We start from the raw sequence: 16797 nt of genomic DNA, 5'->3' as shown, positions 1-16797 counted from the left end.
CAGCTAAATGAGGGTCATGTTTATAATAATGATTTTATTCAGTGCAAGATAGGGATTAGGAAGACTAATGAAAAAAGAGTTTAGATTAGAGCATTTAGGTTTTTGCGGAATATTAAGTTTATTATCATATGCTGCCATGGTTTTTATTTCACCTATTGCATATCCGGGATATGATTGGCTTTCAATGGCAGTTAGTGATTTAAGTGCAGTAGGAGCGCCGTCGGCAGATTTGGCTGACAGGTTAAATGCTTTATTTGGTCCATGCGGCCTTGTATCTATAATGGCTGTTTGCGTGGCAGTAAGTTGTCAGGATTGTAAGCTTTTTAAAATTGGAATTGGATTGTTTGCCGCAATGGAATGGATAACAAATATCGGTTATAAAATGTTTCCACTTGTTGCAAATGAAAGTATGTCTAGTTTTCAAAATGTAATGCATATTGTAGTAACTATTCTAGTTGTGCTTTTATCGATTGCCTCCCTTATATGTATTATTATTGGGGCAAGAATAGACGGTCTTAGTTTCATTAGCAATTGGGCACTTATTTGCTTTTTGATGATGTTTATAGGTGTACTTGGTACAGGAATAGCGCCTAAAAATCTATTTGGATTATTTGAAAGACTAAGCACATTCTCGGTTGTGATTTTTAATTGTATTTTAGGTGTTTATTTGCTTAGGGGAGATTTAAATAATAGGGGGTAGGCTATGGATTATATACAGGTGACTAAAGAGAATATTGAAAACGAGCATATATGTTGTGCTATTTCAAATAATAAAGATGTACAAGTTTCTTCTAAGAAGACTTGGCTGTCTGATAGGTTTGAAGATGGACTTGTTTTTCTGAAGAGTGCCGAACGTGGTAAGTGTTTCATTGAATATATCCCTGCGGAAAATGCATGGATTCCGATTGAGGCAGATGGATATATGTACATCGACTGTCTGTGGGTGTCCGGTTCTTTCAAAGGACATGGATATTCTACGGATCTTCTGAATGATTGCATCGAGGATAGCAAAGGAAAAGGCAAGAAGGGTCTTTGTATTTTATGTGCAACTAAGAAAAAGCCGTTTCTGGCCGATCCGAAGTTTTTGAAGTATAAAGGCTTTATTGTAGGCGATGAAGCAGATAATGGTGTTCAGCTTTGGTATCTGCCGTTTGAAGATAAGGTAGCCCCACCACGATTCAAAGACTGTGCTAAGCATCCACATATAGATGAAAATGGGTATGTTTTGTATTATACAAGCCAGTGTCCTTTTAATGCAAAGTACGTACCAATTTTGGAGCGGACAGCTAAAGAGAATGGAATTCAATTTAGGGCAATTCATATAATCAGTAAAGATGAAGCTCAAAATGCTCCGACTCCTATCACGAATTATGCTTTGTTTTGTGATTGAAAGTATGTAACAAATGAGCAACTGAACGATAAGAAGTTTTTAAAGCTTGTGAAATCATAAATAATAATGATGAAGCAAAAGCACGACTTGTTGTAATGGTAGTTGTCTACCATGTTATATATACAGGAGGTTTTAGTATGATTATCTGCATTGCAGTAGCTCCTTTTTCAAAATAATAATTAATTAGAAAAAGGAGCAAAAAAAATGAAAAATAGAATACATGGATTACGAGATTTTTATATTCTTTGGAGCACTCAGAGTCTATCGCAACTAGGAAGTGCTATGACTGAATTTGCACTTACCTTATGGATATATGAAAAAACAGGTTCTGCACTTAGTACGGCAGCTTTATCTATCTGCACCTATGCTCCTTATGTTGCAATGAGCATTTTTGCTGGGGCAATAACAGATAGGTTTAACAAAAAGAAAACTATGTTGGTATGTGATCTTTTGGCTGCGTTTACTACAATTTTGGTTTTTATTCTCTACAAAATTGATACCCTGACAATGTGGCATCTTTATGCAATAAACATGTTTTCGGGGCTTATGAATACAGTACAACAACCGGCATCAGAAGTAGCGTATACTCTGGTGGTACCAAAGGATGATTATCAAAAGACCAGTGGTTTACAATCTCTTAGTAGATCACTGATTTCCATAGGCAATCCTATTTTAGCTGCATCGCTTTATGGACTAGCAGGATTAGATATAGTCATCATGGTAGACCTTTTAACATTTGTTGTGGCATTTATTTCACTATCGTTATTTATTAGTTTGCCTGAAATAACAAAAGAGGAGGACCAAAATGATAGTATTCTTATCCTTGCAAAAGAAGGGCTATCTTTCCTAAAAAATAATCCTATGATATTTACTATTATTCTCTTTATGGCTGGTGTTAATCTTACTGCTTCTACATTTGATGCAGTTCTTCCAGCACTTGTGATTCCTAAGGCAGGAAATAATACACTTGGAATCGTAACAGCCTGTTCAGGAATTGCCATGGTAATAGGAAGTTTTTTACCTACGATTCTTCCAAAGCCAAAGAATAGAGTAAGAGTAATTTATCTTACAATGCTGTTTTCTCTTGGAATTGAAAACTTTATATTAGCATTTTCAAGTAGTTCAATTGTTTGGTGTGTTGGACAATTTATAGGATGGTTCTTTGTGCCACTTATGGTTGCTAATCAAGACGTTATTATGCGTAGTAATATACCAGTTGAATTGCAAGGAAGAGTCTATGCTTGTAGAAACACACTTCAGTTTTTTACAATTCCTATAGGGCTGTTTCTAGGTGGATTTAGCGTAGATAACATATGCGAACCATTTATGGCATATCATAGGTATAATTCATTCTGGAATGCACTATTTGGTACAGGCAAAGGCTCTGGTGCAGCTCTTATGATGTTTGTTCTTGGAATTTCTGGTACATTGTTATGCCTGGTTTCTGGACAATCCATGAAAAAATACAGATTTATAGAACAATGAAAAATACTAAATTCAAATCACTTAAAATTAATATAAATTAGTGTAAAACAGACTTAAATCAGTGCGATTTAAGTCTGTTTTTTTAGTATTGATATTATAGGATTATAAAAATGAATGAGAATGATTTATGGAGAATGTATCATGTTTTTTGTAAATAATATTTTAGCAGTTATAGGTATAGTGGGCGGTTTGCTATGTGCTATTGCAGATTTGTTATTAGATCTAAAGGGACCTAATAATATAAAAAATGGAATTATAGATAGCGAATGGGAGAATATGTCTCATTGGCGTTTTGTTATATCAGGCATTTTGGCTATGTTTGCTGTTCCAATGTATTCCTGTGGATTTGTAGCGCTTATGAATAAAATGACAGAGTCCTATCAACTATTTCCGGGAGTTTTGTCTGCTATATTTTTGATAGGTGCAATGGGTGGATTTATGATTCACATTTTTTTGTGCCTGCAGCCTACTATTTACCAGAAGCTTTCTGTTAGAAGTGAAAGAGAACTAGCGAAAGAACTTATATATGATTTATTCGCACAAATATATATACCCTTTTTTACTCTTTATTGCATGCTAGTGATAGTTCCTTCAATTGTTGTAATGGGATTAATAATTAATGGTATTTTGATATTGCCGATATGGTGTTTGGCATTAAACCCTTTAGTATTCCAACTGCTAGGTTTATTGCTTCGGAGGACAGGACTTAAGATATTTATAGATGCACCAAGCTGCTGTGCCGCTAGTTTAGGAATGGCTATGTATGGAGTATTAGCACTTATGGTATAGAACTTTTAATAGTAAAAGATACGAAAATATATGGGACATTAGAAGAGGATTGATATGGATACAAGAATAAAACGTTATGTTTTACTGAGTTATTTAGTATTTTGGATAATGGTAATTGGTATATGCGGTACTGCAAGTATGGTATTTCATTGCCCTCCAGTAGTCATGCGTATACTTTCTAATATTTGCGCTTGGTCGCCAACTTTAGTGCTTTTAGCCGGATTTAAATATTTCTCTCCAAATAAATCTATACGCTCCTTTTATAAAAAAGCATTTGGTGGCAAAGTTTCATTCTTTTGTTTGGGTGTTGCAGGAGCCATAACTGCTGCTGCAACACTTCTCTCTGTATTTATCCTATCGATAATAGAGAATAGTACATTTAACTCATATTGGAGTCTTGGAACGTATCCATTTTGGGCGTCATTTTTATTCTCCATTACTACAGGGCCTACAGGAGAGGAGTCTGGATGGCGTGGTTATTTAAGACCATATTTAAACTCAAAATATAGCTTTTTTAAAGCCTCGGTGATTCAGGGCGTTATATGGGCTTTTTGGCATGCTGTACTTTGGTTTGTTGATTCTGATTTTATGGGAATTGAAATGCTTCCATATATTATTTCAAATGTAATGGTAATGACTGGATTATGTTTTATCATGAATTATTTTATGGAGGAACATGATAATCTTATATATGGAATAGTTGTTCATTTTTGCTTCAATTTCTTATATTGCTTTTTAAAAGTTAATATATGGTTTTATGTCATTCTTTCGATTATTTACATTTTTATTATTGGACTTATTTGTTTGACAGAGAACAAGAAAAATTCTAAGATTTTTAATATCGATTATAGAATTTAAAGGAGAATATGATTATGCAGGAATTAGTATTGCACAGAGTATATAAACACTTTAAAGGGGATTATTATTTAGTCGAGGATGTGGCTAGAGATTCTGAAACACAAGAAGAGATGGTAGTATATCGTAAGCTTTATGATGATGGTTCTCTTTGGGTTCGTCCAAAGGAGATGTTCTTATCTGAGGTTGATCATGCTAAATATCCTGAGGTAAAACAGAAATATAGATTTGAACTACAAGAAATCGCTAGCAAGAAGGCGAAATAAAATAGAATTTAGGGGGCTTGGCTTTGAGATTTAATAAAACCTATTATTTGAAAAATGGAGATGAAATAGTAATTAGAAATGCTGAAACTTCAGATGCTAAGGAATTACTGGATGAATTTTTATTGACTCATGAAGAGACTGATTATTTATTGTCTTATACAGATGAGAATTCTTTCTCAGTACAAGATGAAGCGGATTTTATTCAAGAAAGTATAGATAGTGATAGGGATTTACAACTAGTTGCTATTTACAATGGTAAACTAGTGGGTTCTGCTGGAGTAGAAAGTACAGGAAAACAATATAAGCTTAAGCATAGAGCAAATTTTGGTATATCTATTTTAAAAGAATATTGGGGACTAGGTATTGGCACTATTCTTACTAAAGTATGCATTGATTGCGCTAAGGCTGCAGGATATCTTCAGCTTGAACTAGAAGTTGTTAGTGATAATGATAAAGCTTATTTACTCTATAAAAAACTAGGATTTATTGAAATGGGAAGAAATCCTCTTGGATTTAATTCAAGGATTAGTGGTTTTCAGGAATTGATTGCCATGAGAATGGAACTTAATAAATAATGATTGAAAATGAGTTGCGGTAAGCAGCTCATTTTTTCTAAGAATTGAATAGTTTCTACTATAGGGTAATGGCGGTAAGCTAGGATATAACCAAATATTGACTTCACATCACTATTAAAGTATAATGACTTTAGTTCTTTATCACACTAAAGTGCGAGGTGGGGAAATGAAAAATCTTACATTACATACTCCAGAAGGAGTTAGAGACATTTATAACAGTGAATATGAGCAGAGATTGGATGTTTTATATAACCTTAGAAAGTGCTTTAAGGATTCAGGTTATTCGCCAATTTCTACACCGACCTTTGAGTATTTTGATACCTTTTCAAAGGAGGTAGGTTCTTGCAAATCAAATGAAATGTTCAAATTTTTTGATAGAGATGGCAATACCTTAGTTTTGAGACCGGATATTACTCCATCAGTTGCCAGAGCTGCTGCTATGTATTTTTCAGATACAGATGAAGCTGTTAAGCTTTGCTATGAAGGAAATGTTTTTATTAATTATCATAGTCTTCAAGGCAGACTTAAAGAGAGTACACAGGCAGGCTGCGAGTTTATTGGCGATAGCTCTGTTGATGCTGATGCTGAGATTCTCACTATAGTTGTTAATGCTTTAAAATCAATTGGATTAAAGGAATTTGAAATTGGAGTAGGTCATATCGATATAGTTCGAGGACTTATTGATGCAGCTAATCTTTCTGAAGAAAAAGAAGAAAAGCTCATCAACTTGATTTCCAATAAAAATTTCTTTGGAGCCAAAGAATTGTTAGAGCAGGCTGAAGTAAGTAAGGGCCTGATTGATTTATTTGACATTACTGGAAAGATAATGAATTCACCAAAGGAATGGGCGCCATATCTAGATAAAGCAAAGAAATATAAAAAAGTATATGATGCACTTGAATATCTTACAAAGCTATATGAGCTTTTAGATAAAAATGGTGTCATGGATTATATTTCATTTGAGCTAGGAATGATTTCTGAATATAAGTATTATACTGGAATCATTTTTACAGGTTATTCTTACGGAGTGGGTGAGCCACTTGTAAAAGGTGGTAGATATGATTCACTGCTTAGTCATTTTGGCAAGGATTCACCTGCTATTGGGTTTGCTATTACAGTTGATCAGTTGATGTTAGCACTTAGGAGAAGGTAATGAGTGAAGATAGATATTTGACCTTTGCCTTAGGAAAAGGCAGATTGGCAAAAAAGACATTAGAATTATTTGAAAGTATCGGCATTACATGCGAGGAAATGAAAGATCCTGATACTAGGAAACTGATATTTACAAACGAAGAATTAAAGCTCAGATTTTTTTTGGCAAAAGGACCTGATGTTCCGACCTATGTTGAATATGGTGCCGCTGATATTGGCGTTGTAGGTGAGGATACAATACTTGAGGAAAACAGAAATATTTATGAAGTGCTTGACCTTGGATTTGGCAAATGCCGCATGTGCGTATGTGGTCCAGCAGAAGCTGCAGAGCTTTTGAAGCATCATGAATTAATTAGAGTTGCCAGCAAATATCCTCGTATTGCAAAGGATTATTTTTACAATACAAAAAATCAAACAGTGGAAATTATAAAGCTCAATGGTTCGATAGAGCTTGCACCAATTGTTGGTTTGTCAGAGGTAATCGTTGATATTGTAGAAACCGGATCAACCCTTAGAGAAAATGGATTAGTTGTACTTGAAGAAGTATGTCCACTGTCAGCTAGGATGGTAGTTAATCAGGTCTCTATGAAAATGGAAAATGAGAGAATTACTGAACTAATTGAAAAGCTAAAGGGAGCATTAGAAAATGAGAAAGCTTAAGCTTACAAAGGATACAATTGATAATATTTTAGAATCATTATTAAAGCGTAGCCCAAGTCAATATACAGAATATGAGGGCACTGTCAACGATATCGTAAATGCGGTAAGAGAAAAGGGCGACGAAGCTGTATTCGCATATACGAAGAAATTTGATGGGGCTGAAATAAATAAATCCAACGTTGTTGTGACAAAGGAAGAAATAGAAGAAGCTTATACTAAGGTGCCACAGGAGCTTGTTGATGTAATTAGAAAGGCTCTTATTAACATCGAAAAGTACCATGCAAAGCAAAAGCAAAATAGTTGGTTTACATCAGAGGACGGAATCATTTTAGGACAAAAGGTAACACCCCTTGCGAAGGTTGGAGTTTATGTTCCTGGTGGCAAAGCAGTTTATCCTTCTTCAGTTTTAATGAATGTTATGCCAGCAAAGGTTGCAGGTGTACCAGAAATTTATATGACTACACCATGTAACAAAGAGGGAAAGGTTAATCCTAGCACACTTGTTGCAGCAAATGAAGCTGGAGTTGATGTGATTTATAAATGCGGTGGAGCTCAGGCTATTGCGGCTCTAGCCTTTGGTACAGAAAGTATTACAAAGGTAGACAAAATTGTTGGTCCAGGAAATATTTTTGTTGCACTGGCTAAAAAGGCAGTCTTTGGATATGTTTCTATCGATTCAATTGCAGGTCCATCAGAGATTTTGGTGCTAGCAGATGAAACAGCGAATCCTACTTATGTAGCTGCAGATTTACTTTCACAAGCAGAACATGATGAGCTTGCCTCTGCAATACTTGTTACAACATCTGCAGAACTTGCGGACAAAGTAGAAAGTGAAATCAATCGTTTTGTACAAATTTTATCTAGAAAAGATATTATCCAGAAATCATTGGATAATTTTGGATATTTATTAATCGCTGATGACAAAAAGGATGCAATTGATTGCGTAAATGCAATTGCATCAGAGCATTTAGAAATAGTTACAGCAAATCCATTTGAGGATATGACTTATATAAAAAATGCAGGAGCAATTTTCCTTGGACAATATTCTTCAGAGCCTCTTGGAGATTATTTTGCAGGGCCTAATCATGTTCTTCCTACAAATGGAACTGCTAGATTCTTTTCAGCTCTTTCAGTAGATGATTTTATTAAGAAATCTAGCATTATTTCTTACTCAAAAGAGGCCTTAGAAAAGGTATATCCAGACATTGTAAAGTTTGCAAATAATGAGCAGCTTACAGCTCACGCAAATTCAATTAAAGTCAGATTTGAAGACATTTAATTAAAATGATAAACATATCTTTATACTTGTAACTTTATTAATTTATTATACTTAGGTATAATTATTTCTAGAGTGGTTATTTACTGATTGGGGCGAATTATGACAGAAGAACGAAGAGCTAAAATTGCTAGAAAAACAAAGGAAACAGATATTACAATCGATTTTTCTTTAGATGGAAAAGGAGAGTGTTCAGTCAACTCTGGTATTGGGTTTTTTGATCACATGTTAGAAGCCTTTACAAGACATGGACTATTCAATTTAGATGCTCAAATTAAAGGTGATCTTCAGGTTGATTGTCACCATACTATCGAGGACACAGGAATAGTTCTTGGAAATGCAATTAAAAAAGCATGTGGCAATAAACTTGGTATAAAAAGATATGGCAGTTGTATTCTCCCTATGGATGAGACATTAGTTCTTGTTGCTGTTGATTTATGTAATAGACCATATTTATCATTTGAAGCAGATTTTCCTACTGAGAAAATTGGTTATATGGATACAGAAATGGTAAAGGAATTTTTCTATGCTATTTCATATTCTGCATCAATGAATTTACACATTAAGGTTTTGTCGCCTGGCAATTCACATCACATGTGTGAAGCAATGTTTAAAGCCTTTGCTAAAGCCCTAGACGAAGCAACAATTATTGATCCTAGAATTCAAAATATGACTATGAGTACAAAAGGATCAATTTAATCGGAGGAGTATTTTTATGGAGCACAAAAATATAGTTGCTACCATCTACATCAAAGATGGTATGGCGGTTAAAAGCCCTACAGATTTAGAAGAAAAAATAGATGTCCTTGAATTGGCATCTGCTTATGATGATAGTGGTATAGATAAAATTATTTGCTATGATTTGTCTACAGATGATGAGGAGCATGATAAAAATATTTTAGCTATCAGAGAAATTAATAGAAACATTCAGGTTAAAACTGCTGGTGGCGGAAATATCAAACGTCTCGAGGATGTAAAAAAGCTTCTTTACGCAGGCTGTATTGAGGTAATTTTAAATGGTTCAAAGCCAGAAACTATAGATTTAATTAAAGAAGCATCAGCACGATTTGGTGCACAAAAAATGCTTGTAAGTCTTAGCACAGTAGATTTTCTTTTTAAAACAAAGGATTTTCTAGCTAACAATGTACACGAGCTATTAATAATGAACACAACTCTTCTAGAGGGACTTGAGAACATCACAACAATTCCTTACATTGTTCAGGTTGATGATTACAGCTTTGAATATGTTGCAAAGCTTCTTAAATCTGATCAAATTAGAGGAATTTCCGGTACATATTTTAATGACAGAAATTCTGATATAATGCAGATAAAGAGTGAACTTTCTGATGCTGGTATCAAAATGGACAATTTTGAACCAAAGCTTAATTGGTCAGATTTAAAACCTAATTCACACGGGCTTGTTCCTGCTATTGTTCAGGATTTTCAGACTGGTGAAGTACTTATGCTTGCCTATATGAACGAAGAGTCATTTAATACAACAATTCGTACTGGCAGAATGACATATTTTTCTCGTTCAAGAAAAGCTCTTTGGGTTAAGGGCGAGACTAGCGGTCATTTCCAATTTGTTAAATCATTGACTGCTGATTGTGATTTTGATACTATTTTGGCGAAAGTTTCTCAAGTAGGAGTTGCTTGTCACACTGGTGCGCCAAGCTGCTTCTTTAATGAGATTGTAAAAAAGGAGTATATTGAGCGTAATCCACTTAAGGTATTTGAGGATGTTTACTCTATCATTTTAGATAGAAAACAACATCCAAAAGAAGGTTCTTATACAAATTATTTATTTGATAAAGGACTTGATAAGATTCTCAAGAAGGTTGGCGAGGAAGCAACAGAGATTGTTATTGCCGCTAAGAATCCTGACCCTGAGGAAACAAAATATGAGATTTCTGATTTCCTGTATCATATTATGGTTCTGATGGCCGAAAAGGGTGTAACTTGGGAAGATATCACCTCGGAGCTTGCTCAGAGATAGGAATTTATGAAGAAACTAGCTTTACCTGACGATATATTGATGCAGATTGACAAACCTGCACGTTATATTGGTAACGAATTTAATAGTGTAAATAAGAATCCTGCTGATGTAGACATCAGATTTGCCATGTGCTTTCCTGATGTCTATGAGGTAGGTATGTCTCACCTTGGAATAGCTATACTTTACGATATGCTAAACAAGCGTGATGATACATTTTGTGAGAGGGTATATTCGCCTTGGCCAGATTTACATAATCTGATGAAGGAGCGGAGTATACCTCTTTTTGCGTTAGAATCTCAGGACCCAATTAAGGATTTTGATTTTATTGGTATGACACTTCAGTATGAGATGTGCTATACAAATATTCTTCAGATTCTTGATTTGGCAGGTGTTGCATTAGAAACAAAGGACAGAGAAAACGATGATCCTATAGTTATAGTTGGCGGTCCTTGTGCTACTAATCCTGAGCCTATTGCAGATTTTGTTGATCTTGTTTATGTAGGTGAGGGAGAGAATAGTTACCCACCTCTTCTTGAGCTGTATAAATCACACAAAGAAAAGGGCTTTAATAGACAAGCCTTCCTTAGAGATGCATCAAAGATTCCTGGTATATATGTACCTTCTTTATATACAGTTACATATAAAGAATCTGATGGAACAATTGAATCCTTCAAACCTATTTATGAGGATGTTCCTGCAACTATCCAGCGTCAAGTAGTTAAGGATATGGATTCATCTAGCTATCCAACCAAAATGCTTATTCCATTTGTTAGAGCAATCCAAGACAGAGTTGTTCTTGAAATTCAGCGTGGTTGTATCAGAGGCTGTCGTTTTTGTCAGGCAGGCATGATTTATAGACCTAATAGAGAAAAATCAGTAGAAGTCCTTAAGGAACAGGCAAAGGAGCTTCTTGCGTCTACAGGACATGAGGAGATTTCACTTAGTTCACTTTCTTCATCAGACTACCATGCGCTTGGTGAATTAATGGATTTCCTGATAGATGATTGTCTATCAGAGGGTGTTAATGTTTCATTACCTTCACTTAGAATTGATGCCTTCTCATTAGATGTAATGTCTAAAGTACAGGATGTTCGTAAATCAAGCATTACCTTCGCACCAGAGGCTGGTTCCCAGAGAATGCGTAATGTTATTAATAAGGGGCTTACTGTTGATGACATTATTGGCGGTGCTACACTTGCTTTTAAGGGCGGATGGAATAAAGTTAAATTCTACTTCATGCTAGGTTTGCCTGGCGAGACTGATGAAGATATGAAGGCAATCCCTCAGTTGGCCAACGAGGTTGCTGCTGCTTATTATGATACGGTTCCAAAGGAACAGAGACAGGGAAGATGTCAGATTACTATATCTACATCATTCTTCGTTCCAAAGCCTTTCACGCCTTTCCAGTGGGCACCTATGTACGAGGCTGGAGAGTACCTTCGTCGTGCAAAGGTAGTTAATGATGAAATGAAAGCGCAGCTTAATCAAAAATCCCTCAAATATAATTGGCACCATTCAGATGTCACTGTTCTTGAAGGAGTTTTTGCAAGAGGTGATAGAAGACTTTGCCCTGCAATTCTAGATGCATACAAGAGCGGTTGCTTCTTTGATGCATGGGGTGAATATTTTGATTTTGATAAATGGCTTGCTGCTTTTGAGAAGAACAATATTTCAATAGATTATTATGCATATCGTCAACGCGATTTGGATGAAGTATTACCTTGGGATTTCATTGATTGTCATGTTAGCAAAGCTTTCCTTAAGAGAGAGTGGAATAACGCTATGAATGAAAAGGTTACTCCAAATTGTAAAATGGGCTGCAGTGGTTGTGGTGCAGCAATAATTGGATCGGGGGTATGTCATAATGCGCGTTAGAGTTAGATTTGAAAAGAATGGCATAATGAGATATGTTGGCCATTTGGATTTAATGAGATTTTTTCAAAAGGCTGTCAAAAGATCAGGTCTTCCTATTAGATATTCCGAAGGCTTTAATCCTCATCAGATTATGTCTTTTGCATCACCACTTGGTGTTGGATTAACATCACAGGGCGAATACATGGATATTGATTTAAAGGAAAAGGTTGATGCAAAGGCAGCCCTTGAAGCTTTAAACAATAACATGGTAGAAGGTCTTGAGATCACAGGCTTTAAGTATTTGCCAGATGATGCAGAAAAATGTATGTCTGCAGTAACAGCAGCTAGCTATATTGTCACTTACAAAGACTCAAAGGATGATGCTTGTTACATTGATAATATTGCAGATTTGAAGCAGAAGTTTTTCGATGAAGCGTCATCTATTTCAATTATTAAGAAAACAAAAAAGGGTGAGAGGGAGCTAGATTTAAAGCCACTTATTTACCGTTTTAACTTAGATATTAAAGATGGTGTACCTGTTTATGATTTCTTACTTTCTAGTGGAAGTACAGACAATATAAAACCAGAACTTGTTGTTAAAGCTTTTCATGAATTCTTAGGTTTACCAGAATTTGATGAATTGTCACTTGATATTCGTCGAATTGATATGTTTACTGGAGAACCAGACAACTTTATTTCTCTTGGAGATATAGGGGATGAGCATTAAAAAAATTATAATTACAACTGGAATGTATTTAGATAAGGAGCTTCGGCTCCTTGTTTCATTTGATGAAAAAGATAAGGCTCTTGATTTGATTAATCTTGATGTGACAAAGGTAGGTACAGTTTGTGAAGCAACAGTAGAAAAGGTATTAAATGATATTGATGCCTGTATATTGAAACTTTCTACTGGCGATAAAGGTTTTATCGAGAACAAAAAGCTAAAGCCGGAATTTTTTAAGGTCAGACATTCTGAAAAGAAGACTGTTTGCCAGGAAGATAAATTCTGGGTTGAGATTACACAGGACAGAAAAAATACAAAGCCTTATTCATGCAAATTCTTGTCAGAACATACCGGTGAAAGAGATTTTATCGATTATTATGTAGCTGAAATGGCAGGAGATGATTTTGAAGTTATTTCAGATTTACCTGAGCTCTTGCAAAGAGATTTTAAAGTAAGATTATATGAGGATGATTCCTATAGCCTATGGGATTTATATGGGTTGACAGCTCTTTTAGACAGAACGCTGTCCAAGGTGGTACATCTGAAAAGTGGTGGAAATCTTATTATTGAGCCTACTGAGGCCATGACAATAATTGATGTGAATTCATCCAAGAATTATGGGAAGACATGCGCTTTTGATACAAACATGGAGGCTGTGGAAGAGCTTGCAAGACAGCTTAGGCTCAGGTCGATTTCCGGCATAGTAATTGTAGATTTACTTAAAGTTTCCAAAGAGGAACAAAAAGAGATAATCGATACATTTAAGAAGGCTTGCAAGGAGGATTTCTCTCAGGTGACAGTTCATGGATTTACTAATCTTGGCTTGCTTGAGATTACCAGAAGCAGGATAACGGCACCAATTAATTCATTGTTTAATGAATAAATAAAACATAGAAAATTCAATGGTTAATGCTATAATTTGTGACATCGAGTTATATCTACATTATTAATTTGGTTTTTCTGCGGGGGTGCAGCTATGGAAATCAATAATATTATTCAAATTGTAGAAGATAAAGCAGAAGAGATTGCAAAACAGGAAATTGTTAGGTTTAACAAAGACTTTCCTGAAGTAAATCTTACTGATGAGGCTAGAGAATCAGTTAGAATTCGTTCAACATCACAATTAACTCTTCAGCTTAGTAAATTTCATTTTCATGGCAATGAGGAATTGGATGAGCAGTTCAATAATTGGTTTTCTGAAAATGAGGAGGAGGACCTTCGAAGGACTTGCAGGCATTGTCTAGAAGATGAAGCAAAAAAGATTCGCGAAGGAAATGAAAAGAATCTCAGTTCCTTAGATGTATATTTGAAAAAGCATCTAGGCGATATACATGAAGTAGACTAGGCGTATATTAATTTTCTAAGTTTTATGAACAATTTGGATTGACGTATATAAAATCATGTGTTAATATACTTGAGTATGCCGCTCAGTGTGGTTTTTTAAGTGCATTTCATTACGAAATGCCACCGAAACTGGCGAGTAATGATAAAAAGGAGGAGCAACCATGTACGCAATTATTGCAACAGGTGGTAAGCAGTACAAAGTTTCTGAAGGCGATATCATTACCATTGAAAAGCTTGGCGTTGAAGCTGGTGAAAAGGTTACTTTTGATCAGGTTCTTGCTGTTAGCGACAAGGATCTCAAGGTTGGCGACCCAACAGTTAAGGGTGCTACAGTAGAGGCTTCTGTTGTTAAAGAAGGCAGAGGTAAGAAGGTAATCGTTTACAAGTACAAGAGAAAAACAGGTTACCACAAGAAGAATGGCCACAGACAGGCTTTCACTCAGGTTAAGATTGAGAAGATTAACGGCTAATTATGATTAGCGTAGTAATTACCAAACATAATGAAAAATACATCAGTGTAGCTTTAGATGGTCACGCTGGATATGCTGACGCAGGTCAGGATATAGTGTGTGCTGCTGTATCAGTTCTCGTGATTAATACTTTTAATAGTATAGAACGATTTACAGATGATGATTTTTCTTGTGATAGTGCAGAGGACGGTGGATTTTTATCTATGAGTTTTTCTGAGACTATGTCTGATAAATCAAAGTTATTACTTGATTCAATGTTATTAGGTTTGGACGAAATTCAAAAACAATATGGCGATGAGTATTTATCATTGCTTTACAAGGAGGTGTAAGACATGTTACAGATGAACCTTCAGTTCTTCGCTCATAAAAAGGGTGTTGGCTCTACAAAGAACGGTAGAGATTCAGAGTCTAAGAGATTAGGCGCTAAAAGAGCAGACGGTCAGTTCGTAAAGGCTGGCAATATTCTTTACAGACAGCGTGGTACAAAGATTCTTCCAGGCAACAATGTAGGTCTCGGTGGAGACGATACACTTTTTGCTTTAGTTGATGGAGTACTTCGTTTCGAAAGAAAAGGTAGAGACAAGAAGCAGGCTTCTGTCTATCCAGTAGAACAGTAATTATTTGACCCGACTCATTATTGCAGTCGGGTCAATTTATTAAGGAGAAAACTATGTTTGCTGATAGAGCAAAGATTATTATAAAAAGCGGTAAAGGTGGTGATGGCCACGTTAGTTTTAGACGCGAAAAATATGTTCCTAATGGTGGTCCTAATGGCGGTGACGGCGGTAAAGGTGGCGACGTTATTTTTGAAGTTGATCCAGGTTTGAATACTTTGGTTGACTATCGTCATAGACGCAAATTTGCTGCAGGAGCTGGTGAAGAGGGCGGAAAAGATAATTGCCACGGTAAAAATGGCGAAGATCTTATCTTAAAGGTACCTGAAGGAACTGTTATAAAGGACGCTGAAAGCGGACGAGTTATTGCTGATATGTCAGGGGATAATAAACGTCAGCTTGTTTTACCGGGAGGAAAAGGCGGACTTGGTAATCAGCATTTTGCCACATCTACAATGCAGGCTCCTAAATATGCAAAGCCAGGTGTAGATGCTATTGAGCTTGAGGTTTTACTTGAACTCAAGGTTATTGCTGATGTTGGTCTTGTTGGTTATCCAAATGTTGGTAAATCAACATTTCTTTCTCGTGTAACTAATGCTCAGCCTAAAATTGGAAATTATCATTTTACAACACTTTCTCCAAACTTAGGTGTTGTAGATGTTGATGATATAAATGGATTTGTTATTGCAGATATTCCTGGACTTATCGAGGGTGCCTCTGAGGGAGTAGGACTTGGTCACGAATTCCTTAGACATATTGAGCGTACCAAGGTAATCATTCATATGGTAGATGGTGCATCAGTTGAAGGTAGAGATCCTGTTGAGGATATTAAAACTATTTCTGCTGAGCTTGAAGCCTATGACTCAGAGCTTCTTAAGAAGCCTCAGGTTATTGCAGCCAATAAAATGGATGTAATTGGAGAGGATTCTAATGAGGTTATCGAGGCATTAAAGGCTGAATTTGAGCCAAAGGGAATCAAGGTATTTCCTATCTCAGCTGTTTCAGGAAAGGGTCTTAAGGAGCTTTTATACGAAGTTGTTAGACTACTTGAAACATGTGATGACGCTCCAATCGTTTACGAGCAGGAGTTTGATCCAACAATTAGAGCCTTCTCAGAAGAGCCATATACTGTTGAGATTAACGATGAGGGCGATTATGTAGTAGAGGGTCCTCGTATCGAAAAAATGCTTGGATACACTAACTTAGAGTCTGAGAAAGGATTCTTGTTCTTCCAGAACTTCCTTAAAGAGCAGGGTATTCTTAAGGAGCTTGAGGAAAAGGGTATTCAGGAAGGCGATACCGTTAGAATGTACGGTTTAGTTTTTGATTATTATAAATAGGAGTTAC

The 16797-nt window shown here is 35.8% G+C and carries 20 protein-coding genes; all 20 read left to right on the top strand.

Features of this window, described 5'->3' with window-relative positions:
• The first annotated feature begins 67 nt into the window (after window positions 1-67).
• The 20 genes from E7276_RS00790 (at window position 68) to obgE (ending at window position 16790) form a co-directional block, all read left to right on the top strand.
• The gene (locus tag E7276_RS00790; protein ID WP_294212485.1) at window positions 68-700 is read left to right on the top strand and encodes a DUF998 domain-containing protein; all 633 of its coding nucleotides are present in this window, start codon (window positions 68-70) and stop codon (window positions 698-700) included.
• A gap of 3 nt (window positions 701-703) precedes the next feature.
• Window positions 704-1390 carry a GNAT family N-acetyltransferase gene (locus E7276_RS00785; RefSeq protein WP_294212481.1) on the top strand — a complete coding sequence of 229 codons (687 nt, stop codon included), beginning with the start codon at window positions 704-706 and terminating at the stop codon, window positions 1388-1390.
• Between the two features lie 204 nt (window positions 1391-1594).
• Window positions 1595-2875, top strand: coding sequence for an MFS transporter (locus E7276_RS00780; RefSeq protein WP_294212480.1), 1281 nt, complete (start codon window positions 1595-1597; stop codon window positions 2873-2875).
• A 141-nt stretch (window positions 2876-3016) separates the two neighbouring features.
• Entirely contained in the window at window positions 3017-3664 is a 648-nt protein-coding gene (locus E7276_RS00775; RefSeq protein WP_294212478.1) for a DUF6796 family protein, read from the top strand.
• 54 nt (window positions 3665-3718) lie between these two features.
• Entirely contained in the window at window positions 3719-4522 is an 804-nt protein-coding gene (locus E7276_RS00770; RefSeq protein ID WP_294212476.1) for a CPBP family intramembrane glutamic endopeptidase, read from the top strand.
• A gap of 14 nt (window positions 4523-4536) precedes the next feature.
• Window positions 4537-4785: a DUF1653 domain-containing protein gene (locus E7276_RS00765; protein ID WP_294212474.1), complete on the top strand. Its 249-nt coding sequence runs from the start codon at window positions 4537-4539 to the stop codon at window positions 4783-4785.
• Between the two features lie 23 nt (window positions 4786-4808).
• The gene (locus E7276_RS00760) at window positions 4809-5360 is read left to right on the top strand and encodes a GNAT family N-acetyltransferase (RefSeq protein ID WP_294212472.1); all 552 of its coding nucleotides are present in this window, start codon (window positions 4809-4811) and stop codon (window positions 5358-5360) included.
• 166 nt (window positions 5361-5526) lie between these two features.
• Complete coding sequence (gene hisZ / locus E7276_RS00755; protein ID WP_294212469.1) at window positions 5527-6513, top strand: ATP phosphoribosyltransferase regulatory subunit; 987 nt, start codon at window positions 5527-5529, stop codon at window positions 6511-6513.
• Complete coding sequence (hisG, locus tag E7276_RS00750; protein WP_294212465.1) at window positions 6513-7172, top strand: ATP phosphoribosyltransferase; 660 nt, start codon at window positions 6513-6515, stop codon at window positions 7170-7172. The genes hisZ and hisG overlap by 1 nt, the downstream gene beginning before the upstream one ends.
• On the top strand, window positions 7159-8451 hold the full coding sequence (gene hisD / locus E7276_RS00745; RefSeq protein ID WP_294212463.1) for a histidinol dehydrogenase: 1293 nt from the start codon (window positions 7159-7161) through the stop codon (window positions 8449-8451). Before hisG ends, hisD begins: the two co-directional genes overlap by 14 nt.
• Window positions 8452-8550: 99 nt before the next feature.
• Window positions 8551-9147 (top strand): imidazoleglycerol-phosphate dehydratase HisB, encoded by a 597-nt coding sequence (hisB, locus tag E7276_RS00740; protein ID WP_294212461.1) that lies wholly within the window; start codon window positions 8551-8553, stop codon window positions 9145-9147.
• 16 nt (window positions 9148-9163) lie between these two features.
• A complete protein-coding gene (gene hisIE, locus E7276_RS00735; RefSeq protein WP_294212459.1) occupies window positions 9164-10444 on the top strand; it encodes a bifunctional phosphoribosyl-AMP cyclohydrolase/phosphoribosyl-ATP diphosphatase HisIE in 1281 nt (426 codons plus the stop codon).
• Between the two features lie 6 nt (window positions 10445-10450).
• Window positions 10451-12319 carry a TIGR03960 family B12-binding radical SAM protein gene (locus E7276_RS00730; RefSeq protein WP_294212458.1) on the top strand — a complete coding sequence of 623 codons (1869 nt, stop codon included), beginning with the start codon at window positions 10451-10453 and terminating at the stop codon, window positions 12317-12319.
• The gene (locus E7276_RS00725; RefSeq protein WP_294212456.1) at window positions 12309-13025 is read left to right on the top strand and encodes a TIGR03936 family radical SAM-associated protein; all 717 of its coding nucleotides are present in this window, start codon (window positions 12309-12311) and stop codon (window positions 13023-13025) included. Before E7276_RS00730 ends, E7276_RS00725 begins: the two co-directional genes overlap by 11 nt.
• Complete coding sequence (locus E7276_RS00720) at window positions 13015-13905, top strand: ribonuclease E/G (RefSeq protein WP_294212455.1); 891 nt, start codon at window positions 13015-13017, stop codon at window positions 13903-13905. Before E7276_RS00725 ends, E7276_RS00720 begins: the two co-directional genes overlap by 11 nt.
• A 93-nt stretch (window positions 13906-13998) precedes the next feature.
• Window positions 13999-14367 (top strand): hypothetical protein, encoded by a 369-nt coding sequence (locus E7276_RS00715; RefSeq protein WP_294212453.1) that lies wholly within the window; start codon window positions 13999-14001, stop codon window positions 14365-14367.
• Window positions 14368-14527: 160 nt separating this feature from the next.
• Window positions 14528-14836, top strand: coding sequence for a 50S ribosomal protein L21 (gene rplU, locus E7276_RS00710; RefSeq protein ID WP_028236391.1), 309 nt, complete (start codon window positions 14528-14530; stop codon window positions 14834-14836).
• Window positions 14837-14838: 2 nt separating this feature from the next.
• A complete protein-coding gene (locus E7276_RS00705) occupies window positions 14839-15165 on the top strand; it encodes a ribosomal-processing cysteine protease Prp (RefSeq protein ID WP_294212449.1) in 327 nt (108 codons plus the stop codon).
• Window positions 15166-15168: 3 nt separating this feature from the next.
• Complete coding sequence (gene rpmA, locus E7276_RS00700; protein ID WP_015549701.1) at window positions 15169-15453, top strand: 50S ribosomal protein L27; 285 nt, start codon at window positions 15169-15171, stop codon at window positions 15451-15453.
• A 53-nt stretch (window positions 15454-15506) separates the two neighbouring features.
• Window positions 15507-16790, top strand: coding sequence for a GTPase ObgE (gene obgE, locus E7276_RS00695; RefSeq protein WP_294212448.1), 1284 nt, complete (start codon window positions 15507-15509; stop codon window positions 16788-16790).
• The last annotated feature ends 7 nt before the right edge of the window (window positions 16791-16797 follow it).

Source organism: Pseudobutyrivibrio sp. (genome assembly GCF_015057185.1).
Classification (GTDB): Bacteria; Bacillota; Clostridia; order Lachnospirales; family Lachnospiraceae; genus Pseudobutyrivibrio.
This window is presented reverse-complemented; position numbering and strand designations above follow the sequence as displayed.

What these genes read in the sequence shown, in the direction of transcription:
- E7276_RS00730 (WP_294212458.1), top strand. Translation starts at nt 10,451, where the DNA reads ATGAAGAAACTAGCTTTACCTGACGATATATTGATGCAGATTGACAAA.
- hisZ (WP_294212469.1), top strand. Translation starts at nt 5,527, where the DNA reads ATGAAAAATCTTACATTACATACTCCAGAAGGAGTTAGAGACATTTAT.
- E7276_RS00715 (WP_294212453.1), top strand. Translation starts at nt 13,999, where the DNA reads ATGGAAATCAATAATATTATTCAAATTGTAGAAGATAAAGCAGAAGAG.
- hisG (WP_294212465.1), top strand. Translation starts at nt 6,513, where the DNA reads ATGAGTGAAGATAGATATTTGACCTTTGCCTTAGGAAAAGGCAGATTG.
- E7276_RS00725 (WP_294212456.1), top strand. Translation starts at nt 12,309, where the DNA reads ATGCGCGTTAGAGTTAGATTTGAAAAGAATGGCATAATGAGATATGTT.
- E7276_RS00780 (WP_294212480.1), top strand. Translation starts at nt 1,595, where the DNA reads ATGAAAAATAGAATACATGGATTACGAGATTTTTATATTCTTTGGAGC.
- obgE (WP_294212448.1), top strand. Translation starts at nt 15,507, where the DNA reads ATGTTTGCTGATAGAGCAAAGATTATTATAAAAAGCGGTAAAGGTGGT.
- rpmA (WP_015549701.1), top strand. Translation starts at nt 15,169, where the DNA reads ATGTTACAGATGAACCTTCAGTTCTTCGCTCATAAAAAGGGTGTTGGC.
- E7276_RS00765 (WP_294212474.1), top strand. Translation starts at nt 4,537, where the DNA reads ATGCAGGAATTAGTATTGCACAGAGTATATAAACACTTTAAAGGGGAT.
- E7276_RS00770 (WP_294212476.1), top strand. Translation starts at nt 3,719, where the DNA reads ATGGATACAAGAATAAAACGTTATGTTTTACTGAGTTATTTAGTATTT.
- E7276_RS00720 (WP_294212455.1), top strand. Translation starts at nt 13,015, where the DNA reads ATGAGCATTAAAAAAATTATAATTACAACTGGAATGTATTTAGATAAG.
- rplU (WP_028236391.1), top strand. Translation starts at nt 14,528, where the DNA reads ATGTACGCAATTATTGCAACAGGTGGTAAGCAGTACAAAGTTTCTGAA.
- hisB (WP_294212461.1), top strand. Translation starts at nt 8,551, where the DNA reads ATGACAGAAGAACGAAGAGCTAAAATTGCTAGAAAAACAAAGGAAACA.
- E7276_RS00790 (WP_294212485.1), top strand. Translation starts at nt 68, where the DNA reads ATGAAAAAAGAGTTTAGATTAGAGCATTTAGGTTTTTGCGGAATATTA.
- hisIE (WP_294212459.1), top strand. Translation starts at nt 9,164, where the DNA reads ATGGAGCACAAAAATATAGTTGCTACCATCTACATCAAAGATGGTATG.
- hisD (WP_294212463.1), top strand. Translation starts at nt 7,159, where the DNA reads ATGAGAAAGCTTAAGCTTACAAAGGATACAATTGATAATATTTTAGAA.
- E7276_RS00705 (WP_294212449.1), top strand. Translation starts at nt 14,839, where the DNA reads ATGATTAGCGTAGTAATTACCAAACATAATGAAAAATACATCAGTGTA.
- E7276_RS00785 (WP_294212481.1), top strand. Translation starts at nt 704, where the DNA reads ATGGATTATATACAGGTGACTAAAGAGAATATTGAAAACGAGCATATA.
- E7276_RS00775 (WP_294212478.1), top strand. Translation starts at nt 3,017, where the DNA reads ATGTTTTTTGTAAATAATATTTTAGCAGTTATAGGTATAGTGGGCGGT.